Raw genomic sequence first — 24,437 nt, forward strand, 5'->3', positions numbered from 1 at the left:
TTGTGTCGGGCAACTGTCGAGGCTGGGCGGGTTGAAAGGGAGACAACCATGACAGACCTCTGTTTGCCAGCCTCGCGGTGCATCGACGGCGCCCGTTGCGTCCAAGCTTCCAAGGCCAAGCCGATCCGATGAAATTATCCGTTCACTCACTCGTCCTGCTGGTGCTGGCCTGCTTCAGCCTGGCGTCGTTCGCCGTCGATGTAGCGGGCAGTCGCGATCTGGAGCGTGTGCCGCGCATGCCCGACGCGCAGATTGTCGATTACCGGCAAACCAGCGACCTGGAACGCGTCTACCCCATGGGCTCGATCCGCAAGATCAGCGGCCAACTGCGCTTCGACGGCCAGGTCGATGCCCGTGGGAATGTCACGTCGGTCACCTACGAACTGCCGCCGGAACATTCCGCCACCCAGGCCTTCACCGCGGCGCGCGAAGCGCTGCAGAAACAGGGCGCCGAGCTGTTGTTCTGGTGCCAGGCCCGCGATTGCGGCGAAAGCAGCCTGTGGGCCAACGAGGTCTTCGGCAATGCCAAGCTCTATGGCGCCGACAACGGCCAGGCCTTCCTGTTGCTGCGCCTGGCGCCACCTGCGGACAACACACTGGTTGCGCTGTATGCCATCACCCGCGGCAATCGCAAGGCCTACCTGCATGTCGAGCAGTTCGAGGCGAACGCACCGCTGGGGGACTTGCTGCCGACATCGGCCACGCTGTTGCGCCAGCTCAAGGACACCGGGGTCCTGGATTTGCCGCGTCTTGCCGGCGAGCCAGAGGACAGCTGGTTGCGTCTATTGTCCCGGGCGCTGAACCTGGACACGGGCCTGCGGGTGAGTATCGCCGGGCCCCGGGCCGAGGACTGGCTTGAGGCGCTGGCGGGCCAGGGCGTCCGGGCGGCGCGCATGGAGGCCGCCAGCGGCGAGGCGCCGGGATTGCACCTGGAGCTGCTGCGCTAAGCTGTCTCGGGGCAGCGGGTTCACACCGTTGCCCCGGTCCTGTTCATTTTTTCGAGACCCTACATGCTCAATAACGATCGGCTGTTGGTGCAGATCCTGCTCCTGGTGTTGTTCGGCGCAAGCCTCTGGGTCATGGCGCCGTTCTGGTCGGCGCTGTTCTGGGGGGCAGTGCTGGCTTTCGCCAGTTGGCCGCTGATGCGCCTGCTGACCCGTTGGGTCAATGGCCGCGAATCCCTGGCGGCGGCATTGCTGACGATGGGCTGGATGCTGCTGGTGGCGGTGCCGCTGGTGTGGCTGGGGTTCAACCTGGCCGACCATGTACGCGATGCCACGGCGTTCATCAAGGATGTGCAGGTTGACGGCTTGCCGCAAGCCCCCGACTGGCTGGCCGGCGTGCCGCTGGTGGGCGGGCGGCTGGTCGGCATCTGGAACAGCATCGACCAGCAGGGTGCGGCAATGATGGTGTCCATCAGGCCCTACCTGGGGCAAGTCGGCAACTGGCTGTTGGCGCGCAGTGCGCAGATTGGCGGTGGCATACTCGAGCTGACCCTGAGCATCGTGTTCGTGTTCTTTTTCTATCGCGACGGCCCGCGCCTGGCGGTGTTCGTCCACGGGTTGCTGGAGCGTCTGATCGGCGACCGTGCCGGTTACTACATCGAACTGGTGGCCGGTACCGTGCAACGAGTGGTCAACGGCGTGATTGGCACCGCGGCGGCCCAGGCCGTGCTGGCGCTGATCGGTTTCCTGATCGCCGGGGTGCCGGGGGCGCTGGTGCTGGGCATCGTCACATTCCTGCTCAGCCTGATCCCCATGGGGCCACCCTTGGTGTGGATCCCCGCCACGGCGTGGCTGGCGTGGAAGGGGGAGTACGGGATGGCGGTGTTTCTTGGCATCTGGGGCACGTTCATCATCAGTGGCGTGGACAATGTGCTCAAGCCCTATCTGATCAGCCGTGGCGGAAACCTGCCCTTGGTCATCGTGCTGCTGGGGGTGTTCGGCGGGTTGATCGCTTTCGGTTTCATCGGCCTGTTCATCGGCCCGACCCTGTTGGCGGTGGCGTACAGCCTGTTGACGGACTGGAGCAAAAGCCAGGCGCGGTAACCCACCCCTGAGGCAAGCACAAACCTTTGTGGCGAGGGGATTTATCCCCGCTGGGTTGCGAAGCGACCCCAAAAACTGCCGGCTCGGTCAGCCTGACACTCCGGGTCGTCTGATTTTAGGGCTGCTGCGCAACCCAGCGGGGATAAATCCCCTCGCCACAAAGTGAGCGTCGATCCAGGCAGGTAAGCCTGGCTCTGAAAGGCCAGGCTTACCGGTGAATCAGGTCGCCACGTTCAGGTGTTTCCCCACGGTGGCGACGTTATCCAGCGAGTATTGCCGGCTGAGGTTGGCGATCATTCTGTTCAACGCTTCGCTGACGTTGGCCTGGTCGGTGTTCGTGGCGCTGCTGTCGCTGGCCTGCAAGGCGCTGCTCAGTTCGCTGGCGGTGACGGTGGCGTCGCCATCGGCATCGAGCTGGCTGAACAGCTCTTCACTGGAGGCCTGTTGCGGCGGTGGCGGTGGTGCGAGGCTGGCGGCGAGTTCGTCAAGGCTGACGGTGCCGTCTTCATTCTTGTCCAGCGCCGAGAACACTTGCTGGCTGTCGGCATCGCTGCCAGTGCTGGCCAGGCCGTTGCTCAACTCATCGCTGTTGACCACGCCGTCACCGTCGGCGTCCAGGGCGCTGAGCAGCGCATCGGCCAGTTCGGTATTCGGCGCCTGGTCCCGTGGCGGCGGAGGCGGCGGAGGCGGCGGTGCCATCGCGGCCATTTCCTCGCTGCTCAGGTCACCACTGTCGTCACTGTCCAGGTCGCTAAAGTTGTCGCTCAGGCTGACCAGGATGCCATCGTCGCTTTTTTGCGACAGGGCGCTGCTCAACTCTTCCTGGTTGACCGAGCCGTCGCCGTCGCTGTCGAGCTTGCTCAGCAGTTCCTTTTGAAACTGCTGGCTGCGGGCACTGCTGGTGGTGGTACTGCTGGTGCTGGTATAGGTCGAGTAACTGCTGACGCTACCAATCATGGGCGCTCTCCTTGGGCTGGGATAGCCGGTGGGTGCACCGGCTTATGCAGCCTCGGCGGGGCAGTTGTCGTGGGTGTGTGGAGTTTGTACCGGCGGGTGTACAAACTTGGTCCCGGCGCAGTTTCGAGTGTGGGAGCGGGCTTGCTCGCGAATGCGGTGGTTCAGTCGATACAAGGTTGGATGACATACCGCATTCGCGAGCAAGCCCGCTCCCACAAGGGAAATCGGTGGGGTTCAGGTGCGAGGCAGGCTGATCACCGCCGTCAACCCACCCCCCGGTGTCTCTTCCAGGGTCAATTGCCCGCCCAGGCGTTCGCTGGCTTCCCGGGCGATGGTCATGCCCAGGCCGACGCCGCCGGAGTTGCGGTTGCGCGAGCCTTCCAGGCGAAAGAACGGCTCGAACACCGCCTCGCGTTTGTCCGCTGCAATACCGGGACCATGGTCGATGACTCGAATCAGCACCTGCTTGTGTTGGTCTTCCAGGCTAATCAAGGCATGGCCGGCGTAGCGCAGGGCATTGTCGATGAGGTTGTTGAGGCACGAACGCAGCGCCATCGGTTGCACCTGCAGCGGCGCGCAGGTACCGCTGACCTGCACATCGGCACCCTGGTCCTGGGCGTTTTCGCTCAACGACTCCACCAAGGCCTGCACGTCCATCCATTGCAGCGCTTCACTGGTGCGCTGTTCGTGCAAGTAGGTGAGGGTGGCGTCGAGCATGCCGATCATGTCGTCCAGATCCTGACGCATCTGGCCTTGCAGCTTGATGTCATCAATCTGCTCCAGGCGCAGCTTGAGCCGCGAAAGCGGCGTGCGCAGGTCATGGGACACTGCGCCTAGCATGCGCGAACGCTGCTGCACCTGCTCGCGGATCCGCTTCTGCATCAGGTTGAACGTATGGGCCGCCTGCCGCGCTTCACGGGGGCCGTTTTCATCCAGCGGCGGGCTGTCGAGGTTTTCGCTCAGGCGCTCGGCCGCATCGCTCAAGCGCTGGATCGGTCGGGTCAGGAGCTTGGCGCCGTACCAGGCTGCGATAATCAGGAACACGAACTGAAAGGTCAGTGGCACCACCGGGCCGCCGAACCAGGGCCGCGGAGGGCGGTTGGGGGGCGGACCGAAGCGCGGGGGGCCTTCGGCTTGTCGGGAAAATTCCGGCGCAGGCCCGGGAGGCGGCCTGTCGTAGTGAGAAAACCAGGCAAACGCCAACAGGTGCGCCAGGACAATCGCCAGCAGCAGCACGCCAAACAGGCGACCGAATAGGGAGTCGAGGCGCAGTTGCATCAACCGATGTCTCGCGCGTCGAACAAATAGCCCTCACCGCGCACGGTCTTGATCAGTTGCGGGGCCTTGGGGTCGTCGCCCAGCTTCTGGCGCAGGCGTGATACAAGCAGGTCGATGCTGCGGTCGAAGGCCTCGATGGAGCGCCCGCGAGCCGCGTCCAGCAGTTGTTCGCGGCTGAGCACCCGGCGTGGCCGTTCGATGAAGACCCACAACAGGCGGAACTCGGCATTGGACAGCGGCACCACCAGCCCGTCGGCCGAGATCAGTTGGCGCAGCACGCTGTTGAGCCGCCAGTTGTCGAAACGGATATTGGCCCGCTGCTCGCTGCGGTCGTCGCGCACCCGGCGCAGAATGGTCTGGATACGCGCCACCAATTCCCTGGGTTCGAACGGCTTGGCCATGTAGTCATCGGCGCCCAGCTCCAGGCCGATGATGCGGTCGGTGGGCTCGCAGCGGGCGGTGAGCATCAGGATCGGGATGTCCGATTCGGCGCGCAGCCAGCGGCACAACTGCAAGCCATCTTCACCCGGCAGCATCAGGTCGAGCACGACCACGTCGAAGTGCTCGGCCTGCATCGCCTGGCGCATGGCCGCGCCGTCGGTCACGCCGCTGGCCCGTATGCTGAAACGGGCCAGGTAATCAATCAGCAGCTCGCGGATCGGCACGTCGTCATCGACGATCAGTGCGCGGGTGCTCCAGCGCTTGTCATCGTCGGGGACTTTTTGATCGTCAGAATTTGCAACAGGGGTGTTCTGCATGGATGCATCATCTGCCAGGTAGGCTGCCAACCGCAAAGAAGGCGGCGAGGGTAAGGCTTCAGCATAGGCGTCGTGCCGCGGGGCGTGAAGCGCTGAAAGGGCGGGGTGCGGTGGCGGACGGTAGCGTGTCGACGTGTTGTACGCATGTCATGAGTGTATCGGCTTCGACACAAAGACCGGTATCGTCCATGCTGCACAGGGACGATGAGATTTACCGATCATCGGGTCCCGCACGGGCGCTCGTTCCGCTACAATGCGCGCCGATTTCGACTTGCCTGAGAGCCCGCTCATGTCCGCCTGCCAGACGCCCATTATCGTCGCCCTGGATTTCCCCACCCGTGACGCCGCCCTGAAGCTGGCCGACCAGTTGGACCCCACGCTTTGCCGGGTCAAAGTCGGCAAGGAACTGTTCACCAGTTGCGCTTCGGAAATTGTCGGGACCCTGCGTGACAAGGGTTTTGAAGTATTCCTGGACCTGAAATTCCACGATATCCCCAACACCACCGCCATGGCCGTCAAGGCTGCCGCGGAGATGGGCGTGTGGATGGTCAACGTGCATTGCTCCGGTGGCCTGCGCATGATGGCGGCCTGCCGTGAAGTGCTGGATCAGCGTAACGGCCCGAAACCGTTGCTGATCGGCGTGACCGTGTTGACCAGCATGGAGCGCGAGGACCTGGCCGGGATCGGCCTGGACATCGAGCCCCAAGTGCAGGTGCTGCGGTTGGCGGCGCTGGCGCAAAAGGCCGGCCTGGACGGTCTGGTCTGTTCGGCGCTGGAAGCCGGCGCCCTGAAAGCGGCCCACCCGTCGCTGCAATTGGTGACCCCGGGGATTCGTCCGGCGGGCAGCGCCCAGGACGACCAGCGTCGCATCCTGACCCCGCGCCAGGCGCTGGATGCCGGTTCCGATTACCTGGTGATCGGCCGCCCGATCAGCCAGGCCGCCGATCCGGCCAAGGCGCTGGCGGCGGTCGTGGCCGAACTGGCCTGAGCAAACATTGATAACCCCTTGTGGGAGCGGGCTTGCTCGCGAATGCGGTGGGTCTGCAGGCATAAATGGTGCCTGACACTCCGCCTTCGCGAGCAAGCCCGCTCCCACAGTTGTTTTGTGTCTGGCCTTGAGGGTCAGCTCCCACAGCTGATGTGTATCAGACCTTGAGCACTAGCTTCCCGAAGTTCTCCCCACTGAACAATTTGGTCAGTGTCTCGGGGAATGTCTCCAGTCCTTCGACAATGTCTTCCTTGCTCTTGAGCTGCCCCTTGGCCATCCAGCCGGCCATTTCCTGCCCAGCGGCGGCGAACTGCGCGGCGTAGTCCATGACCACGAAGCCTTCCATGCGCGCCCGATTGACCAGCAGCGACAGGTAGTTGGCAGGACCCTTTACCGCTTCTTTATTGTTGTACTGGCTGATGGCGCCGCAGATCACCACGCGGGCCTTGAGGTTCAAGCGGCTGAGCACAGCATCGAGGATGTCGCCCCCGACGTTGTCGAAATACACATCAACGCCCTTGGGGCATTCGCGCTTGAGGCCGGCGTGGACGTCTTCGTTCTTGTAGTCGATGGCGCCGTCGAAGCCCAGTTCATCGACCAGGAATTTGCATTTGTCGGCCCCGCCGGCAATGCCCACCACGCGACAGCCTTTGATCTTGGCGATCTGCCCGGCGATGCTGCCCACTGCACCGGCGGCACCTGACAGCACCACCGTCTCGCCCGCCTTGGGTGCGCCGACGTCCAGCAGGGCGAAATAGGCCGTCATGCCCGTCATGCCGAGTGCGGACAAGTAGCGGGGCAACGGTGCCAGTTTCGGGTCGACCTTGTAGAAACCTCTTGGCTCGCCGAGGAAATAATCCTGCACCCCCAACGCACCGTTTACGTAGTCCCCGACCGTGAACCCCGGGTTGTTCGAGGCAATCACTTGGCCGACACCCAATGCCCGCATCACTTCGCCGATGCCGACGGGTGGGATATAGGACTTGCCCTCGTTCATCCAGCCGCGCATGGCCGGGTCCAGGGACAGGTATTCGTTCTTCACCAGGATCTGGCCGGCTGCTGGCTCGCCCACCGGTACTTGCTGATAGGTGAAAGTCTCGCGGGTCGCGGCGCCTACCGGGCGTTTGGCGAGCAGGAACTGGCGATTGGTCTGGGCAGTCATGACGGGCACTCAAGATGAATGAAGTCTTGTTGATAGACCTTCGAAGCGCTTGTCGCAAGGTTTGCTGACATAGCGAATGCAGTTCGATCCAACACAGTGATAGTTCGCCCAGTGGCTTTATCACTGGCGCCCATGAATGCTCAAACGGCAATTGGATAGTGCTGCCGCGTCCCCGGGACCTGTGACTAGACTGGCGTCATCTCCCGCATTCTTCGAGGAACAGACAATGAGCATGACGTTTTCCGGACAGGTCGCCGTGGTTACCGGCGCTGCCGCTGGCATCGGCCGGGCCACTGCCTTGGCGTTCGCGGCAGAGGGCCTGAAAGTGGTGGTGGCCGACCTCGACGTGGCGGGCGGCGAGGGCACGGTGCAATCGATTCGTGATTCGGGCGGCGAAGCGGTGTTCGTGCGTTGCAACGTGACGTTGGAAAGCGATGTGCAGCAGTTGATGGACGAAGTGATCAAGACCTACGGGCGTCTTGACTACGCCTTCAACAACGCCGGGATCGAGATCGAGAAGGGCAAGTTGGCCGACGGTACCCTCGACGAGTTCGACGCGATCATGGGCGTCAATGTGAAGGGCGTCTGGTTGTGCATGAAGTACCAGTTGCCATTGCTGCTGGCCCAGGGCGGCGGCGCGATCGTCAACACGGCCTCGGTGGCTGGCCTGGGCGCCGCGCCGAAGATGAGCATCTATGCGGCGTCCAAGCATGCGGTGATCGGCCTGACCAAATCGGCCGCCATCGAATACGCCAAGAAGAAAATCCGCGTGAACGCGGTCTGTCCAGCGGTGATCGACACCGACATGTTCCGTCGTGCCTATGAGGCGGACCCGAAAAAAGGCGAGTTCGCCAATGCCATGCACCCGGTGGGGCGTATCGGCAAAGTCGAGGAAATCGCCAGCGCTGTGCTGTATTTGTGCAGCGATGGCGCGGCCTTCACCACGGGCCATTCCCTGGCGGTGGACGGCGGCGTCACAGCGTTCTGAGGACATGCCCCTCAGCTTGTAGGACGAAGCCCGCACTGGTTGCGGGCTTTTTCGTGTGGGGCCGAAAAAGCCTCGGAACGGCCCCTCATTGTGTTTCAAAGGGTGAGAATCGGCGGTTTTGGCGGCGTTGGCGTACATCGTCTCCTAGCGGCCTGTGCTTAACTGTTTCCGGAAATAAAACAAACGCTTAGGAGTTTGGTTACTCATGGAGTTGAGAATCGACCGACAGGCCCTGGTGCCTGTCGTGCAGCAAATCGTCGACGCGCTGACCGGCTGGATCCGACAGGATGCGGTGCAACCGGGGACTCGGCTGCCGTCCGTCCGCCAACTGGCGCGGGAGAACCTGCTCAGCCAGTCCAGCGTCAATGAGGCGTGTGAACGCCTGGTCGCCCAAGGCCTGTTGGCGTCCCGCCATGGCTCCAGCTTTTTTGTCGCCCCACCCCCTCCGCCCGGGCCCGAGCCCACCGATCAGAATCGACAGCAGGACACGCTCGCTGAAGGGGGCGACAGCCCGCAATGGGAGTTGAAACTGGGGTGTGGCGGGCTGCCCGAGAGCTGGCGTGAAAGCGATGACCTGGGCTATGCGATCCGTCAGGTCACCCGCACCGACATGGCGGGATTGTTCAACTACAGCACGCCGTTGGGGTTGCCCGCCCTGCGTGAGCAACTGTCCAGGCGCCTGAAGCAATTCAATATCGAGGCCGGTAAAGACCTGATCCTGACCACCACCGGGGCGACCCATGGGCTGGACCTGATCGTACGGACCCTGTTGCCGCCGGGTTCCTGCGTGGTGGTGGAGAGTCCCGGTTATTCAAGCCTGTTCGACCTGCTCAGGTTGCACAACATCGACATGATCGAACTGCCCAGGACCCCGCGCGGTCCGGACGTCGACGCGCTGCAAGACCTGCTGGCGAGGCACCGGCCCACTGCGCTGTTCGTCAACAGCGCCTGCCATAACCCGACCGGCAGCAGCCTGGCTCCGGCCGTTGCTCAACGGCTGCTGCAATTGACGAAGGAACACGGCGTACGGGTGATCGAAGACGATGCCTATGGCGATTTCCAGAGCTCGGCACGGACCCGGCTGGCGGCACTGGATCCCGAGGTGGTCTACGTGGGCAGCTTCTCGAAAACCCTGAGCAGTTCGTTGCGCGTCGGTTTCGTGGTGGCCGGGCCGTCCATCATCGCGCGCCTGAGTGAGGTCAAGGGCATTACCAGCATGGGTGGCTCGCGGTTCTGTGAGTCGGTCCTTGCCTGCCTCCTGGCCAATGGCGCCTATCGCAAGCTGGTACAGCGCCAGCGGCAGCGTCTGGGCGCCGATATGGCGGCGTTGTTGCAGGTACTGGAGGATGCCGATTGGGAGGTCTTTGGCAAACCGGCAGGGGGGCTGTTCATCTGGGCAAGACCGCCATTGTGTGACTACGCTGGAGTACAGCGTCTGGCCAGGCGGTTCGGCGTGCTGTTGTCTTCGCGTACCGCGTTCAGCCCTTCGGGCGCCGACAGCGACTGGCTACGGATCAATGTGGCCTATGCCCGTGACCCCAGGGCGCTGGCGTTCTTCCGGGCCGCGGCTCTGGATCGACCTCGAGTGTCCTGAAAACGACGCGACTGTAGCTTTTTGCCATTATTCCGACGCCAGCATCTTGTGTTGCAGGGCGTCTCGTTGCGAATCTGCAATCAACACACACTGGCAGAGGACTGAGCGCAATGATTTCGGCCGTGCAAGGACGTTTTGCCAACCTGGGTATGGCAAAGAAACTGGGTATCGGATTTGTCCTGGTGCTGCTGCTGACCGCCGTGGTCGCTGCCATCGGTGTCTGGTCCCTGCAGACCATCAGCTATCGCTTCGATGGCCTGAAACAGATGTCGGCCCTCAACAGCGGATTGCTCAAGGTCCGGCTGCTGGAGCAGGAGTACGCTTCGCGCTCCGATCCCAAAACGGCCGATGCTTTGCGCCAGGGCGTCGATGGGCTGGTGGCCCAGGCGAACGAACTCAAGGTGCAGTCGGCTGCCAACGTGCCGGTGATGAACGACGTGGAGCAGGCGCTGGCCGCGTATCGCAAGGCGTTCGACGAATTTGTCGGGTTGAGCCAGAGCAAGGACCTGGCGCTGGAAATGGCCAGTTGGTCGGTGTCCAGTGTCGCCAATAACCTGGACGTGTTGCAGGCCGGGCTGGCGGATGACGGCGCCTATACCTTGAAAGACACCGAAGGCAAGGAGGGGGCCGAGTTCATCGAGCAGGCCAACCAGGTCAGCGAAGTCTCGCGGTTGATGTTGCAGGCGATGAACGAAGCGCGGGTCCGCCTGGACCAGAGCCGCAAAGGCAATGTTGAAGGTGCCGGAGAAGGCAACATCGAACAGGCCGAGCAGGCGATGAAACAGGCCGACGTGCTCAAGACCACCGTCAAGGACCCGGGTTACCAGACCGTGCTGAATGAGGTGGCCGGGCATATTGCCGGGTTCAATGAACAATTGGCCGAATACACCGGCCTGCTGGCGAAGGAAAAAGTCGTCTACCAGCAACTGCACGAGCGGGCCGATCAAGTGGTGGCGCGGGTTGACCAGGCCTTCAGTGCCGAAGACCATGCCATGCAGACCGAACTGAAGAAGAATTCGCTGCTGATCATCGGTTCGTCGGCCTTGGCGTTGTTGGTGGGATTGATCGCGGCATGGGTCATAACCCGGCTGATCGTGACGCCGCTGCGCAGTGTCATTCGCGTGGCCCAGCAGATTGCGGCGGGCGACTTGAGCGCTACGGTCGAGGTGACGCGCCGGGACGAAATTGGTCAGTTGATGCAGGCGATGCAACAGATGGGCGCGGGGCTGAGCAGTATCGTCAGCGGCTTGCAGGCCGGTATCGAGCAATTGGCCAATTCGGCCCAATCGCTGTCGGCCGTGACTGAACAGACCAACCTGGAAGTCAGCAGCCAGAAAGAAGAAACCGAGCAGGTCGCCACGGCGATGAACCAGATGACGGCCACCGTGCATGATGTGGCACGCAACGCCGAAGAAGCCGCACAAGCGGCCCAGACTGCCGACGACAAGGTCGAAAGCGGCCAACAGGTGGTGCGTCAGAGCATGGTGCGCATCGAGCAACTGGCCGATTCGGCCACGTCGGCCAGTTCCAGCATCGAAAGCCTCAGCGCCGAGATCCAGAACATCGGCACGGTGCTGAGTGTGATCAAGAGCGTGGCCGAGCAAACCAACCTGTTGGCGCTCAATGCCGCTATCGAGGCAGCCCGGGCCGGTGAGCAGGGCAGGGGCTTTGCGGTCGTGGCCGATGAGGTGCGGGCGTTGGCCAGGCGCACGCAACAGTCCACCGAGGAGATCGAGCGACTGGTGAGCGCCTTGCGTTCAGCGGCCCAGGCTTCCGTGCAGCAAATCCAGAGCAGCGGCGAGTTGGTGAAGATGGCGGTCAGCGATGCACTGCAGACCGAAAGCGCCTTGGGCAGTATTGCGGCGGCGGTATCGCTGATCCAGCAGATGAACCAACAGATCGCGGCGGCGGCCGAGCAGCAGAGTTCAGTGGCCGAGGAGATCAATCGCAGCGTCACCAGCATTCGCGCCAGCGCCGATCAATCGTCCCTGGCGATGCGCGGCAATGCCGCTTCCAGCATTGAGCTGGCGCAGTTGGGGGTTGAGCTGAAAGGGATGGTGGGGCATTTCAAGTTGTGACGAAGACGACGCAAACCCTTGTGGCGAGGGGATTTAGCGAAACGTCGCACCGCCCCGCTGGGCTGTAGGCGCTGACGAGTGCAACGAGGAGGCTGCGATCTTTGCGCTGGCGCTTGAGTCGAAAATCAAAAGATCGCAGCCTTCGGCAGCTCCTACAGGGTACAGCCCAGCGAGGCGGTGTATCCGACAAAGAATCCTCAGTCGTAAACCTTCTTCTTCTTCCACTCGTCGTTGACTTCGGCGTCCTTCAGCCCTTCGGTCAACTGGTTGACCTCGCCTTCGACCGGCTGGGTGCTGGCCAGGACCTGGGCATTGGCGCGGGCCAGGAGTTTCTCCAGGTAGGCCAGTTGTTCGGCGTAGACCTGGGGTTCCTGTTGCTTGCGCAGGTACTGCACGCCGCGCTCGAAGGCCAGGCGGGCCTGCCCGGGTTGTTCTTGCTGCAGGGCTTGCTGGCCGAGGTTGTTGAAGAACTCGATGTGCAGCAGTACCAGGATGTGCCGCACTTCGCGAATCCAGCGCTTGGCTTCGTTAGACGGCAGGAAACCGTCCTGGGCAGCGCGGGTGATCTGGCCGTGCAAGGCCTCGAGCAGAAAACGTACGTCCTTGGCCTTGGCTTCGGTCAGGATCGGTGCCGGTGGATTGTTCACCGGGATCGATTCACCTTGGGCGGCCAGTGCGCTCAATTCGTCCAGGCGTGCCTTGACCGCAGGATTGGTTTTCTCCAGGTTCAGCAGGCGCTGACAGACGTTCATCTCAAGGCGCGTCATCAACAACTTCAGGGCAGGGGTCATCAACTGCCCGGGGAAGGTTTCGGTGAGCTCGCCACAGCGACGCATGCGGTCGTTGAGTTCTACCTTGGTGCGGGCCTTTTCCAGCTTGTTGTTTTCCACCACGTGGTTCATGTAGCCAATGGCGATCAACAGGGCGATCCCGGCTACGACGAGCAGGGTGATCATGAGTGGTGTCACCGGTAAGACCTCTTTATTGTGGTACGCATGTCATGAGTGTAGTGGCTTGGCTTTTAAGCGCATAGGCCCGAGCGACGCGATTAGACGGGCGTCGTGCTGTTTATAGGAGCATAACCGGGTGAGTGCACATTGCCATCATTTGCCGGGCGCGACTATAGCGTCTCGGCGGGTGACAGAATATAGGCGTCAGAGACCGAGCGGGCAAAATGTCCGGATCGCTCCCAAACCGGGCGAAGTCATTGATTTAAATAAATTTATATCTGGGGGTTGACGACCCTTCAATCCATCCATAGAATGCGCGCCACTTACAGCGTAAAGCACTCAGCCAAACGCTATAAGCAGTGAATGTTGTACGTGTGTCCCCTTCGTCTAGTGGCCTAGGACACCGCCCTTTCACGGCGGTAACAGGGGTTCGAGTCCCCTAGGGGACGCCATTTGCGGGAATAGCTCAGTTGGTAGAGCACGACCTTGCCAAGGTCGGGGTCGCGAGTTCGAGTCTCGTTTCCCGCTCCAATTTTAAACAGCGTTGCTTTCGGGCAGGGCTGAGTGAAACCAGAACCCACTCTTCGGAGGCGGATCTGGGCACTGGAACACACACCATGTGTTCCGGGCAGTGTGTCCCCTTCGTCTAGTGGCCTAGGACACCGCCCTTTCACGGCGGTAACAGGGGTTCGAGTCCCCTAGGGGACGCCATTTGCGGGAATAGCTCAGTTGGTAGAGCACGACCTTGCCAAGGTCGGGGTCGCGAGTTCGAGTCTCGTTTCCCGCTCCAAATTCAAAAAAACGCCGCTCATTTGAGCGGCGTTTTTTTATGCGCGTAAAAAAGCCATCTCAATGCCCAAGGTTATGTATCCGGCGCTCAAGGGCCTTTAACCAGCGATTTGCCTTGTATGAGGGGGCTGGCGACGATTTTCCTTAATATTGAAGGGGAGTGGAGAATACTTCCTGCAAAACTTAAGGGAAAACGCTTAGGAAGATTAATAGTTCATTCCTAAAGAAATGCACTTCTCCTAACCTTCCAGTACCCCTTCTGGAGATGCATTTATGCTGATTTTCGTTAAATCGATGGTCATTGGACTGTGCATTGCAGCCCCTGTAGGACCCATTGGACTGTTGTGCATACAGCGAAGTCTGATGCTTGGGTGGAGAGCCGGTTTCGCGACGGGATTGGGCGCGGCCACAGCCGATTCGATCTATGGATTCATCGGTGCCCTGGGTGTCACGGCCATCATTGCGACGCTCATCAGCTTTAAACCCTGGTTGTGTATTTTTGGTGGGTTGTTCCTCGCCTACATTGGCTATCAGACAATACGATCGAAGGGCGGCTCGACGGCCATGGCGGGCGAGCGGGCCAATATGTTCAAAGCCTACTCCACGACGCTGTTCCTGACCCTGTCCAACCCCATGACCATCTTGTCGTTTATCGCGATATTTGCCGCGTTGAGTGATGGTATGGCCAGTGACCAAGGCGGCCAGCACGCCTTGCTGCCGATGGTGACCGGTATCTTCCTGGGCTCGGCTGCCTGGTGGCTGGGGTTGAGTGGGTTCTCCTCCATTTTCAAGGCGCGGATTGCCGAATCAAAGCTAAGGCTGATCAACTACTTTTCAGGGGCAACCATCACCATCCTGGGGGCCTACCAGGTCGCCACTGGCGTCATGCTGGCCACGGCAACTTGACCCGGAGCTTACGCCTCGCTGAGCGAGGCATAAGCCGTGGTATCCCCCTGCAATGCATGCAGACGTTTTATTGCAGCCTGAACTCGACGTACGCCCTGAAACGGCCTATCGCCTGGGTGATTTGCGAGGTGGTTGCATTGCTGAACGACAGCCTGACCTGGGTGGTGGCCTCATTCATCAGCGAAAACAAGCTGGTGGGAAATACAATCACCTTGAACAGCCTGGCGCATTCGCGCATTTCAGAATATCCAAAGACGAAAGGCAGCTGCACATTGATGAAGAAGCCGCCTGCCGGGTGATTCCAGCTGACTGCTCTTTGGGCGCCGACCTTGAATGGGAATTCGCGCTCAAGGCATTCAAGCATGTGATTTCTTTTCTTTGTGTAAGACAGCACCCTGGGTTGGTTCAGCCCTTTCAACGAGTAGTCGTGCTTGATCAGCAAGCCTGCGACAACCGCTTGGCACAGGGCTGGGGTATTCACCGTGATCAGGCTTTTGGCCTTGCACAATCGGCCGCTGAAGGACATGACCCCAGCGCCCTCTGGGGCGACCACATAGCCCATGCGCAAGCCTGGGAAAATCGATTTGGCAAAGGAGCCCAGCAAGAACACCCGACGGCTGTCGATGGACTTCATGGACGCAATGGCATCGCCTTCGTACCTGAAGTAACGGTAGGCAGTGTCTTCGAGGATGAAAAAGTTCTTTTCATCGGCCAGGGAGAGCATGGCTCTCCTGCCGTCATGGGAAAGGCTGTCGGCGGTAGGATTGCTAAAGTCCGCAATTGCATAAAGCGCCTTGATTCTTTCACCTCTGGATTCCAGTGCTTCGATGAGCCTGCGCAGGGCGATTGGATCAAGAAAGACCGTCATGGGGACGGGGACTATTTTTATCCCCAGCAATTTTGCGATACCCGTGATCCCGGAAAACACCGGGTCAGGTACCAATAAAACCCCACCGCCGTCAAAAATGGACAGGAGCGTCAAGGTGCAGGCTTCTTGAAAACCCATGCACACCACAATGATTTCAGGGTTGGATACGTTGATCGCTTCATCCACCTGCAAATGGCTGGCGATTATTTCATTGATGATCCCAGAGGTTTTTCCATATTGGCAAAGCAGCGTCGCCAGTGACTGTTCGGTGCCGGCAACGTGATCCTTGTACCGGGCCAGGCCCCTGTCGATGAGCAAAGGGTCGCACTGCTCATCATCGGGTCGACCGGAGGCCAGTGAAATGGCCTCCGGGTTTTCTTGGGCAATCGAGTTTAGTAGGTGGATGACGTTCAGGATGGGGTCGTCGAATATCGTGTTTTTGAATGCGCTGGACACTTCGCTTCTCCATAAAAAAAGCAACGAGCCATTGAAGGCCCGTTGCTCATGATCAACACCCGCTACGCAGGATCGAGTGAGCGTTCTTGATCGACTTGGCTCTCCATGGCTTCGAATGCCTGCAGCAGGTCCTCCTTGAGGTCTTCCAGGTCCTCCAGGCCAAAGCACAATCGAACCAGGCCTTTCTCGATGCCCATGTCCGCTTTTTCCCGATCCGTCATCGAGGCATGGCTGCCACTGAAGGGCTGGGCAACCATTGATGTCACGCAGGCCATTCCAGTGCCCGTGCCAAACCATTTGAGCGTGCTGGTGAACGTTTTGTAGAAGGGCACCAGATCGGGTCGAATATCAACAAACACAATGCCGCCATAACCGGTCAGTTGTTTGCCATCCACGCGTGGGTAATAGACATGCTCAATAAAAGGCAGCTCGCGCAGATAGTTGAGCATGCTGGATGTCGTCTGGCTGTGTTTCTCCATGCGCAGGTTGAATGTCTGCATGCTTCTGCGAAGCAGCCATGCGCTATTGGGGGTTAATATCGTGCCTGAATAAAAGCGGCCTTCAAGCAGGCGGTTATAGATCTTCTCGTTGTTGACCAGCACCAGGCCGCCCATGACATCGCTATGCCCAGAGAAGTATTTGGTTGCGCTGTATAGGGAAATGTCGGCGCCAAAATTCAACGGCTTCTGGAATATCGGCGTGGCCCAGGTATTGTCAACGACCACCAGCGCCTGCGGGTTGATTTGCTTGACGGCCCGGCTGACCGCATGAATATCAATGTCTTTGAGGAACGGATTGGTCGGTGTTTCGAAAATGACCATGTCGACGTTCGCCGGCAATGCCTTCAACCCGTCTGCCGTGGTGAGATCCAGAATCGTCAGGTCTGCGCCAATGCGTGCCGCATACCGCTGGAACAGTTTATAAGAGCAGCCATAGATGTATTTGTTGATGACCAGCGAAGCACCCGGTTTCAACAGTTCCAACACCATGTAGATGGCGCTCATCCCGGTGCTGTAGGCCAGGGCATATTCGCAGCCCTCCAGGGAAGCGACGACCTGCTCCAGTTCAGTCACATTGGGATTGGCCTTCCTTGAGTAGAAGAAGGCAGAGTCAGCACTGAAAGCACTGCACTGATAAATGGGCGTTACCGAAGGGCGAGCGTCCCGGTCATCGACCTTGATATGAAGTATTTCCGTAGACACTTTCATGCTTGGCTGACCAGTTTGATGACCTGTTCATACATGTTCTGCTTGCCCTCATAACCAATGGTCGGGGTGATGTCATTTTGCGAAATACCAATCTCTTCAATCGACTCTGTCGGGAAGTGAGCCCTGTCGAATACTTCATGAAGGTTCGAGTTCACGCCGTTGGGAAGCCAGACCTCAGGACCGGTTTCATCGATGCGTGCCTTGGCAATAATGAATCGATAGCTTTCATGTGGCCGCAGCGTCAGTGATTTCCAATCGCTGTTGTGCCCGTCCGTATAATTGCGTCGCAGGTAGACGGTCTGTTCGAAGTCTTCGGTATTGAGCACTTGGGCGTGCAGCGACACGATGTCCCCGTGCCACTCGAACTTGCGTTTCTCGTAAGCGGTCAGCGCATCCTCGCGCAGCTCGACAGCGATGTTCGCCTGATGCTCGCCGAGTAATTTGAAATGCGCGTCGTGCCCGCATTGAGAGCAGCACCCTTTGCTGTCCAGTCCGATGATTTCAGCGTTCAAGCCATAACGGGTGACGAGCAGGGCGTTACAGTTGTTGCAGCTGGTATTGGTTCCCTCGACGTCATTCACGTTGCCCAGGTAGACATGCTCAACGCCCATGCTCCGAGCAACGTCCCGAGCCTTCAGCAGGCGGTCCACAGGGGTACGGATGCTGTTGCTCATTTTGTAATCGGGGTGGAACCTGACGAAGTGCAGCGGCACATTCGGGCCCAGCTCATCCAATACCCACTGGCTGATTTTCCGGGCCGTTTCCTCGTCGTCGCTGATGTCGGTCACCATCAAGGTGCTGACCTCAACATACTTGCCCGCGTCATAGACTTTCTTGATGCCGGCGAGGACGGGCTCTACCCAGCCTGTCGTGACCTTGCGGTAGTATTCCGGGGAAATGGATTTCAGCGAAATCGAGAAAATATCGATGACCGGCAATAATTCATCAATGGCTTCTTCACTGATAAAGAACGCCGATTTATACAGGTTGATCAGGCCCGCTTCCTTGGCCAGCTTTGCCGTGTCGAGAATGAATTCATGCCAGACAACCGGATCGTTATACGTCCAGGAAATGACGCGTATTCCGTGCTTGAGTGCGGTTTCCACAACTTGTTCAGGGGTGTAGTAGTAAACGTCTTTGTCGGTGACGTACTTGGCTTGCGAGGTCTTCCAGTTGTGGCAATAACCGCAGTTGAGCATGCAGCCGATATTGCCCAGGGACAGGATCCGCTCTCCAGGGGCAAAGTGGAAAACGGCTTCGGTTTCTATCGTTTCTTCCGTGCTGTGAACGCCTTTGCCGTAGTTCAATGTAACGAGTCTGCCGCCGCGGTTTCCGCGCACTTTGCAAAAACCTACCTTGCCCTCCTGTATGACACAATTTCGCGGGGAGAGATGACACTTGACGACGCCCCCCGGAAGTATTTCTTCCAGTTTTGCCGGGCTGCTTTCCAAGGTCCAGTTTTTGTTTTTTGTAGTGTCCATCTTTCTCACTCCTCATCACGGAAGTTGCTATCAATATCAACGGTTGAAAAAGTCGAGGCGAAACAATCCGGCTGCCATGGATGGCAGCTATTTTTATGGGTATTAGTAGGCGGATGAAGCGCGAATCAATCCATAGTTCTTGAGAGAAAAGCGCTTGGCATTCATGTTCATGAAGGGTTGAATAAGCGGGCCGATCACTAGCAGGAATGCAATCGTTCCCACGCCGAACGGGCCGCCTAAAAGCCATCCGCTCGAAAAGATGCCGATTTCAATGATCATTTTGGCTTTGGTGAATGACCAGCCCCACTTGGAGACCATGGTCAGGACCACGAGGTCCATGATTCTGATTCCAATGCCGCTCATGATGATCAACGCGGAGGAGTAGGCACATAACATCAGCCCCGTCGCCAATAACGTGTACTCATTCATTCTCGCGATCAAATACTCTCCGAGCCCCAACCATGACCAGAGATCAATCAATAGACCGGTCAGTGTTGTTGTAATAAAGGGACTTATCGGCGGGTATTTTTTGTTCCAGAGCATCCACCATGTCAGGAAGAAGAGGGACACGATAGCCGAACAAATGCCCATGCCAAGCATAAGTATTTTATCGATAGAAATGATCAAGACGTCTAATGGATCGGTGCCCAGTTGACTGATGATGAAGCACTTGGCACCCAGCGAAAAGAAACCGACACCCGTCAAGTACATCAGGATCTGGTCCTTCTTGAAACGGCGAAGATTTAGTACTTGCGTGCCAATGTGCTGGGCGAAAGAGTATGACTTTTTTTCACACTTTATCTTTTCATCTTCCATGCGAATACCATCCCTGGAGAGAATATTTTATTATGAGTGCGTCACGCTAAAGAGCAGGGCTATTGATTGCCCTCAGGCTTTCAGGCTGGAAATAGACTAGCGTCCTGCTTTATTTTGGTGCATGCTTTTTTTAATGAAAAACGCGGTCTTTTCATTAAAATTTATACTTTTAACCGGGGAAAACGCACATGGATCGTATAGACGTCAAAATCCTGGGTAAGGTACAGGACTGTGGTCGCATTTCCATCACAGAGCTTTCCAAGCACGCGGGTCTTTCTATTCCTGCCACCAATGACAGGTTGCGCAAACTTGAAGACTCAGGGGTCATCAAGGGCTATTGCGCTCAGTTAGATCCCACCAAACTGGGGTACGGCATATCGGCTGTCGTCGGCATCACCACCCTCAAGCCGGCGAAATCCAAACTGATCGCGACGCTCACCGACATACCCGAAGTCGTTGAGTGCCTGCACATCACGGGAAACGACTCCTACCTGATCCGGATCTACGCCAGATCCATGGCTGAGATCGAAGACATTATTGCGAAAATCAACGCGTACGGAGAGACGCGTACCAGCATTGTCCTGTCCATTCCTATCGAGAGAAGAAAACTCGCCCCATGAGCCTGGGGGCTGCGCACTGACTACGTGCTTTGCTGAACACGCTCACCCCTCAAGGCTGTGCACCAGGTTTTCAATCGCTTCCAGAGCCGCCTCATCCGCAGGCGCCGGTGCAGGACTTGCGCTGCGCATCTGGTACGCGAGACGGTATTCACTGGGGGTGCAACTGGCGTATTGCTTGAAGGCGCGGGCGAAGTAGGACGGGTCCTTGAAGCCAGCCTCATAACCGATGCTGGTGATGGGCATCTGGCTGTTGTCGAGCAGTTCCTTGGCAAAGCTCATGCGTTTGTTCAGCACGTAGTCGGTGAAGCCGAGCCCATTGGCTTCCTTGAACACCCGGCTGAAGCGAAATGTGGTCATGCCGCAGCGCTTGGCCAGATCGCGCTGATCGATGCTTTCGCGAAAATGCTGGTCGATGTACAGCATGATGTGGCTGAGGGCCTGGTGCTTCTGGTGCCCGGAGGTCAGGCGAATGCTGTCCGGCAGGGTCGGGGAGTGGTCGATCTGCGAGGTCTTTCCCCGGCCATGGGTATTGCGGCGCAGCTCGCACAGTTGCACCACGGCTGTCAGGTAGCGCTTTCTCTCGGCGGTAGTCAGGGGCAGCACCATGTATTCCCAGACGCTGGAGCGCATGGCCCACACCGCCAGTTCTTCGGAGTGCTGCACGGTGAACATGGTGATGGGGATGGTCGGAACGGTTCGCTTGATCTCCAGCAGGCGCCGCAAGCCTGGTGTGTCCGGGCGATCGAAGTGGATGCAGATCATGTCGACCTGTTCCCCGCTGGGCAGCATGGCGTTTTTTGCCAGCGTGCAGTCGCACGTGTCCTGAAACTGGGAGGCGAGTTCCTTGGTGGACCGATCATGGGTCAGATCGAACCATAACAGCTTTGGCTTTCCAGTCGGATTGAACGTCATAGGACGACTACTCACAGGTGCTTACTGCCCTTTAGCTAGCAGTATTGTCACTGTGCCATCACTTCGCCGAATAATTTCTTATAAAAATTCGATCTTTTAGCGCCACCCCCGTCACGGAACGCCGGCGAGCGCCCGTTTGCGCTGCGGCACGGATGGATTTCCCGCCCCCTGGCGCCTTTTCCATCCCCGCAAAAAAATCCTAGCGATGTGCAAAATCCTCCTAACGGCTATGACCACCTGCTGACTAGGGTTGCATCAGGCAGTTCGCAATGCACTGCCCCTTGAGAAAACAATCCCGATGAGGTGTGCGAAATGACTCTTCAAACAATCAAAGCTTCGGTACTGAAGTTCGCCAAAGATGAAGACGGCCTGACCATTGTGGAATACGCCGTGGCCGGTGGGTTGATCACCGTATTGGTGGCGGCAGCCTTCGTTCTTCTGGGCGGTGCCGTGAATACCAAGATCCGTGCACTGTGCCAGGCGGTCAACGGCAACGTTGCCTGCTGACAGCGGTAACTTGCAGTGAAGGGGACACGGTCACTCTCAAGGAATAACGCTTGCGACTCTTTAGCAGTGAGTACAACGAATAAATCAAATGGACTTTGCGCTGTCCCCTCCCACCAGGTTTTTAGCAGTACTTCTTATCAGCGTGAGGTTCATGAAATGACTTTCCAGACAATAAGAACTTCGATCAGCAAGTTCGCCAAAGATGAAGACGGCCTGACCATTGTGGAATACGCGGTGGCGGGTGGCTTGATCACGGTGCTGGTAGCCGCCGCATTCGTCCTTCTGGGCGGTGTCGTGGATACCAAGATCCGGGCGCTGTGCCAAGCCGCCAATGGCAACGTCGCCTGCTAACAATAACCACACTAGGGAGACGCATCATGTCCATGGAATTGCTGGTGTCGACGGTACTGCTGGTAGGACTGCTGGGTGTGGCGGTGGTGAGCGATCTGCGTCGCCACCGCATCCCCAACACGCTGGTCCTGTTGGGCCTTGCCCTGGGGTTGGCCGGCCAGGTTTATACCGGTGGGCTCGGCGGCCTGGGCGACAGCCTGTTGGGCATGCTGATCTGTTTCGGGTTGTTCCTGCCCATGTATGCGGTCGGTGGCATGGCTGCCGGTGATGTCAAGCTGATGACCATGGTCGGCAGCTTCCTGCCTTTTCATTACGCACTGTGGGCGGCGCTGTTCAGCCTGATCGCCGGCGGTGTGTGCGGTTTCCTGATCGTCCTGGCCCGTGGCCAACTGCTCCAGACCCTGGGGCGCTACTGGCTGATTGTGCGAGCCCAGTCCTATCTGGCGCCGACTTCCGATGAAGTGGCCGGCAAACCCTTTCCTTATTCGATTGCGATCCTGATCGGTACTTTGAACAGCGTCTACTGGCAACTGGTTGCCGGCGGCTGGGGAGTCTAGTCATGCACGTCATCAACGATAGCGATGCCTACCCCAGCGAACGGGAAGCGGTACAACGCCTGGCGCCACAGCCCTGCACCATTCGCGACACCGGCCTGAGCGACAGTTTTCTCGGTGAGCTGGTGTGCAAGCACCTGCACGACGCCGGTGTGCTGGACATGACGCGGCTGGTAGAGCGCCTGGCCCTGACCGGCGCGGTGCTGGAAGAAGTCCTGGCGTTCCTGCGCAAGGACGGTCGCGTCGAAGTACTGGGCCAGTTGGGGCAATCGGGCGGACAGACGCTGCGTTATGGCCTGACCGAGCGCGGCCGCAGTTCGGCGCGTGACGCCCTGTCCCGTAGCGGCTACATCGGCGCAGCGCCATTCCCGGTGAGCACCTATCGCTCGCTGATCAAGATCCAGACCATTCACCATGGTCGCATCACCGCCAAGGACATGCACCAGGCCCTGGCCGGCCTGGTACTGAGCCAAGGCATGCTCGACCAGTTGGGCGTCGCCCTGAATTCCGGGCGGGCAATCATGATCTACGGCCCGGCGGGCACGGGCAAAACCTACGTCAGCAGCCGATTGATCCGGCTGTTCGCCGAGGCGATCTGGGTGCCCCATGCCATCGTCATCAACGAGTCGGTGATCGAGATCTACGACCCGCAGGTGCACCAGCGCCTGGATGACAACGGCCAATCGAACAACCTCATGCTCAACGAAGGCATCGACCGCCGGCTGCTGTGCTGCAAACGCCCGATCGTCATCACCGGCGGTGAGCTGAGCATGGAACAGCTGGACGTGCGCTACGACCCCTTCACCCGGCAATACCAGGCGGCGTTGCAGCTCAAGGCCAGCAACGGCCTGTTCATCATTGATGACATGGGGCGCCAGCGCATGGCTCCAGCCGAGTTGCTCAATCGCTGGATCGTGCCCATGGAGGAGAAGCGCGACTTCATCAACCTGGGCGGCGGCCGGCATTGCGAGCTGCCGTTCGACCTGGTGCTGGTGTTTTCCACCAACCTCAATCCCCTCGAATTGGCCGACGAGGCCTTCCTGCGGCGCATTGGCTACAAAGTGCAGTTCGGCTACCTCAAGCCTGAGGAATACGAACAAATCTGGCGGCAGGAGTGCGAACGCCTGGGCATCCCGTATGACCCGCTGCTGGTGCGTTATGTGTTGCAGCGGCTGTATGCAGGCGAAGGCATGCCGCTGGTGCCTTGCCATCCCCGTGACCTGTTGAACATGGCGCTTGACCGCCAGCGTTACCTGGGCGGTTCCGGGCCCCTGTCGCCGCAAGAGCTGGAATGGGCCTGGCACAACTACTTCGTTCAGCTCGACTTCCTTTGATCTGGAGATACCGACATGAGCTCTCGTACGCTTCCCCTGATAGGCGTTTCCCTGGTAATGGGCCTTGGTGCCGCATGGATGGCCGACTCCTGGTTGAGCGCGCGACTCAACGCGACCCCCGATGACCACTTGCGAAGCGTGGTGGTCGCCACGGTGGAAATCCCCTTCGGGCAAATGGTCGAGGCCCAGCAAGTCACGACCGTGCGCATGCCCATGGATACGATCCCGGACGACGCCTTCGATGCCAGCGAACAGGCCGTGGGCAAGATCGCCACCTTCGACATCCTGCGTGGCGACATCGTGCGGGGTGCGCGGCTGAGCGAGCACTTGGGTGGCAGCACCCTGGCTTCGCTGATTGCGCCGGACAAACGCGCCATATCGGTACGCGTGGATGATGTGGTCGGCGTGGGCGGCTTCCTCTTGCCGGGCAACCGGGTCGATGTCTTGGCCACCAAGACCACCAGCGCCGGCAGCAACAGCGCGACCTCCCGGACCATCCTGGAAAACCTGCGGGTGCTGGCGGTGGACCAGACGGCGGGCACCGACAAGACCCAGCCGGTGGTGGTGCGGGCGGTGACGCTGGAAATGTCGGCCACCGAAGCGGAAGCGCTGGTCACTGCGCAGACCGAGGGCAAACTGCAATTGGCCTTGCGCAACCCGTTGAACCTGGAGAAAAAGGCCGTGGCCGTTGCACCGCCAGCCCCGGCGCCAGTCATCGCCATGGCGGCCGCCCCGGTGCCAAAACCTGTGGTGCAGCGCAGTGCCAAGCCGCAAGGCGGGGCGATCACGCTGATCCGCGGAGTTGAAAGCAGTGTGATCAATGTCCGCTGAGTA

23 protein-coding genes, 4 tRNA genes and 1 pseudogene are annotated in these 24,437 nt (G+C 59.3%); 18 read left to right on the forward strand and 10 right to left on the reverse strand.

Features of this window, described 5'->3' with window-relative positions:
• The first annotated feature begins 128 nt into the window (after positions 1–128).
• Together CFII68_RS09045 and CFII68_RS09040 are read left to right on the forward strand one after the other, a co-directional pair.
• Complete coding sequence (locus tag CFII68_RS09045; RefSeq protein WP_018610137.1) at positions 129–947, forward strand: DUF4892 domain-containing protein; 819 nt, start codon at positions 129–131, stop codon at positions 945–947.
• A gap of 63 nt (positions 948–1,010) precedes the next feature.
• On the forward strand, positions 1,011–2,048 hold the full coding sequence (locus CFII68_RS09040; RefSeq protein WP_018610138.1) for an AI-2E family transporter: 1,038 nt from the start codon (positions 1,011–1,013) through the stop codon (positions 2,046–2,048).
• A 219-nt stretch (positions 2,049–2,267) separates the two neighbouring features.
• Here the strand turns inward: CFII68_RS09040 and xopAW are convergent, their stop codons facing one another.
• From xopAW to CFII68_RS09025, 3 genes are all read right to left on the reverse strand, one after another.
• Entirely contained in the window at positions 2,268–3,005 is a 738-nt protein-coding gene (gene xopAW, locus CFII68_RS09035) for an EF-hand domain-containing protein (protein ID WP_018610139.1), read from the reverse strand.
• A gap of 234 nt (positions 3,006–3,239) precedes the next feature.
• Positions 3,240–4,283, reverse strand: a complete 1,044-nt coding sequence (locus CFII68_RS09030; RefSeq protein ID WP_018610141.1) for a HAMP domain-containing sensor histidine kinase — start codon at positions 4,281–4,283, stop codon at positions 3,240–3,242.
• Positions 4,283–5,041 carry a response regulator gene (locus CFII68_RS09025; protein ID WP_018610143.1) on the reverse strand — a complete coding sequence of 253 codons (759 nt, stop codon included), beginning with the start codon at positions 5,039–5,041 and terminating at the stop codon, positions 4,283–4,285. The genes CFII68_RS09030 and CFII68_RS09025 overlap by 1 nt, the downstream gene beginning before the upstream one ends.
• A gap of 289 nt (positions 5,042–5,330) precedes the next feature.
• Here CFII68_RS09025 and pyrF point away from each other — a divergent pair, with 289 nt between their 5' ends.
• Complete coding sequence (gene pyrF, locus CFII68_RS09020) at positions 5,331–6,029, forward strand: orotidine-5'-phosphate decarboxylase (RefSeq protein WP_168188532.1); 699 nt, start codon at positions 5,331–5,333, stop codon at positions 6,027–6,029.
• A gap of 157 nt (positions 6,030–6,186) precedes the next feature.
• Here pyrF and CFII68_RS09015 read toward each other — a convergent pair whose 3' ends face one another.
• Entirely contained in the window at positions 6,187–7,191 is a 1,005-nt protein-coding gene (locus CFII68_RS09015; protein WP_018610149.1) for an NADP-dependent oxidoreductase, read from the reverse strand.
• A 226-nt stretch (positions 7,192–7,417) separates the two neighbouring features.
• Here CFII68_RS09015 and CFII68_RS09010 point away from each other — a divergent pair, with 226 nt between their 5' ends.
• From CFII68_RS09010 to CFII68_RS28280, 4 genes and pseudogenes are all read left to right on the forward strand, one after another.
• A complete protein-coding gene (locus tag CFII68_RS09010) occupies positions 7,418–8,179 on the forward strand; it encodes an SDR family oxidoreductase (protein ID WP_018610151.1) in 762 nt (253 codons plus the stop codon).
• A 205-nt stretch (positions 8,180–8,384) separates the two neighbouring features.
• On the forward strand, positions 8,385–9,773 hold the full coding sequence (locus tag CFII68_RS09005; protein ID WP_018610153.1) for a PLP-dependent aminotransferase family protein: 1,389 nt from the start codon (positions 8,385–8,387) through the stop codon (positions 9,771–9,773).
• A gap of 992 nt (positions 9,774–10,765) precedes the next feature.
• Positions 10,766–10,990: pseudogene (locus CFII68_RS28275) on the forward strand (HAMP domain-containing protein); the annotation flags it as partial.
• Entirely contained in the window at positions 10,988–11,851 is an 864-nt protein-coding gene (locus CFII68_RS28280) for a methyl-accepting chemotaxis protein (protein WP_371103551.1), read from the forward strand. The pseudogene CFII68_RS28275 and the gene CFII68_RS28280, both read left to right, overlap by 3 nt.
• A 197-nt stretch (positions 11,852–12,048) precedes the next feature.
• Here the strand turns inward: CFII68_RS28280 and CFII68_RS08995 are convergent, their stop codons facing one another.
• Positions 12,049–12,807, reverse strand: a complete 759-nt coding sequence (locus CFII68_RS08995) for a hypothetical protein (protein ID WP_018610157.1) — start codon at positions 12,805–12,807, stop codon at positions 12,049–12,051.
• A 370-nt stretch (positions 12,808–13,177) separates the two neighbouring features.
• On the opposite strand from CFII68_RS08995, the gene CFII68_RS08990 reads away from it, so the two are divergent.
• The 5 genes from CFII68_RS08990 (at position 13,178) to CFII68_RS08970 (ending at position 14,496) form a co-directional block, all read left to right on the forward strand.
• Positions 13,178–13,253, forward strand: a tRNA-Glu gene (locus tag CFII68_RS08990).
• Positions 13,254–13,256: 3 nt separating this feature from the next.
• A tRNA-Gly gene (locus tag CFII68_RS08985) sits at positions 13,257–13,332 on the forward strand.
• 104 nt (positions 13,333–13,436) lie between these two features.
• Positions 13,437–13,512 (forward strand) — tRNA-Glu (locus CFII68_RS08980).
• 3 nt (positions 13,513–13,515) lie between these two features.
• A tRNA-Gly gene (locus CFII68_RS08975) sits at positions 13,516–13,591 on the forward strand.
• Between the two features lie 272 nt (positions 13,592–13,863).
• Positions 13,864–14,496 (forward strand): LysE family translocator, encoded by a 633-nt coding sequence (locus tag CFII68_RS08970; RefSeq protein ID WP_018610160.1) that lies wholly within the window; start codon positions 13,864–13,866, stop codon positions 14,494–14,496.
• Positions 14,497–14,563: 67 nt separating this feature from the next.
• On the opposite strand, the gene CFII68_RS08965 is transcribed toward CFII68_RS08970, so the two are convergent.
• The 4 genes from CFII68_RS08965 to CFII68_RS08950 all read right to left on the reverse strand — a co-directional run bounded on the left by CFII68_RS08965 (position 14,564) and on the right by CFII68_RS08950 (position 19,325).
• Complete coding sequence (locus CFII68_RS08965; protein ID WP_018610161.1) at positions 14,564–15,820, reverse strand: PLP-dependent aminotransferase family protein; 1,257 nt, start codon at positions 15,818–15,820, stop codon at positions 14,564–14,566.
• Between the two features lie 62 nt (positions 15,821–15,882).
• Positions 15,883–17,028, reverse strand: coding sequence for a PLP-dependent transferase (locus CFII68_RS08960; protein ID WP_033062748.1), 1,146 nt, complete (start codon positions 17,026–17,028; stop codon positions 15,883–15,885).
• On the reverse strand, positions 17,025–18,509 hold the full coding sequence (amrS, locus tag CFII68_RS08955; RefSeq protein WP_033062749.1) for an AmmeMemoRadiSam system radical SAM enzyme: 1,485 nt from the start codon (positions 18,507–18,509) through the stop codon (positions 17,025–17,027). Before amrS ends, CFII68_RS08960 begins: the two co-directional genes overlap by 4 nt.
• 102 nt (positions 18,510–18,611) lie before the next feature.
• Positions 18,612–19,325, reverse strand: a complete 714-nt coding sequence (locus CFII68_RS08950; RefSeq protein WP_018610167.1) for a YitT family protein — start codon at positions 19,323–19,325, stop codon at positions 18,612–18,614.
• Between the two features lie 188 nt (positions 19,326–19,513).
• Here CFII68_RS08950 and CFII68_RS08945 point away from each other — a divergent pair, with 188 nt between their 5' ends.
• Positions 19,514–19,945, forward strand: a complete 432-nt coding sequence (locus CFII68_RS08945; protein ID WP_003204346.1) for an Lrp/AsnC family transcriptional regulator — start codon at positions 19,514–19,516, stop codon at positions 19,943–19,945.
• A 42-nt stretch (positions 19,946–19,987) separates the two neighbouring features.
• On the opposite strand, the gene CFII68_RS08940 is transcribed toward CFII68_RS08945, so the two are convergent.
• The gene (locus CFII68_RS08940) at positions 19,988–20,857 is read right to left on the reverse strand and encodes a DNA-binding response regulator (RefSeq protein WP_018610170.1); all 870 of its coding nucleotides are present in this window, start codon (positions 20,855–20,857) and stop codon (positions 19,988–19,990) included.
• 312 nt (positions 20,858–21,169) lie between these two features.
• Between CFII68_RS08940 and CFII68_RS08935 the strand changes: the two genes are divergently transcribed.
• From CFII68_RS08935 to cpaB, 5 genes are all read left to right on the forward strand, one after another.
• Positions 21,170–21,364 (forward strand): Flp family type IVb pilin, encoded by a 195-nt coding sequence (locus tag CFII68_RS08935; protein WP_008070254.1) that lies wholly within the window; start codon positions 21,170–21,172, stop codon positions 21,362–21,364.
• Between the two features lie 156 nt (positions 21,365–21,520).
• Complete coding sequence (locus tag CFII68_RS08930) at positions 21,521–21,715, forward strand: Flp family type IVb pilin (protein WP_014339543.1); 195 nt, start codon at positions 21,521–21,523, stop codon at positions 21,713–21,715.
• A 26-nt stretch (positions 21,716–21,741) separates the two neighbouring features.
• Positions 21,742–22,272: a prepilin peptidase gene (locus CFII68_RS08925; RefSeq protein WP_014339542.1), complete on the forward strand. Its 531-nt coding sequence runs from the start codon at positions 21,742–21,744 to the stop codon at positions 22,270–22,272.
• 2 nt (positions 22,273–22,274) lie between these two features.
• A complete protein-coding gene (locus CFII68_RS08920) occupies positions 22,275–23,603 on the forward strand; it encodes an ATPase AAA (protein ID WP_018610175.1) in 1,329 nt (442 codons plus the stop codon).
• A gap of 15 nt (positions 23,604–23,618) precedes the next feature.
• A complete protein-coding gene (cpaB, locus tag CFII68_RS08915) occupies positions 23,619–24,434 on the forward strand; it encodes a Flp pilus assembly protein CpaB (protein WP_033062751.1) in 816 nt (271 codons plus the stop codon).
• Positions 24,435–24,437: the final 3 nt, after the last annotated feature.

It is taken from the genome of Pseudomonas sp. CFII68 (assembly GCF_000416195.1).
Taxonomy (GTDB): Bacteria; Pseudomonadota; Gammaproteobacteria; order Pseudomonadales; family Pseudomonadaceae; genus Aquipseudomonas; species Aquipseudomonas kilonensis.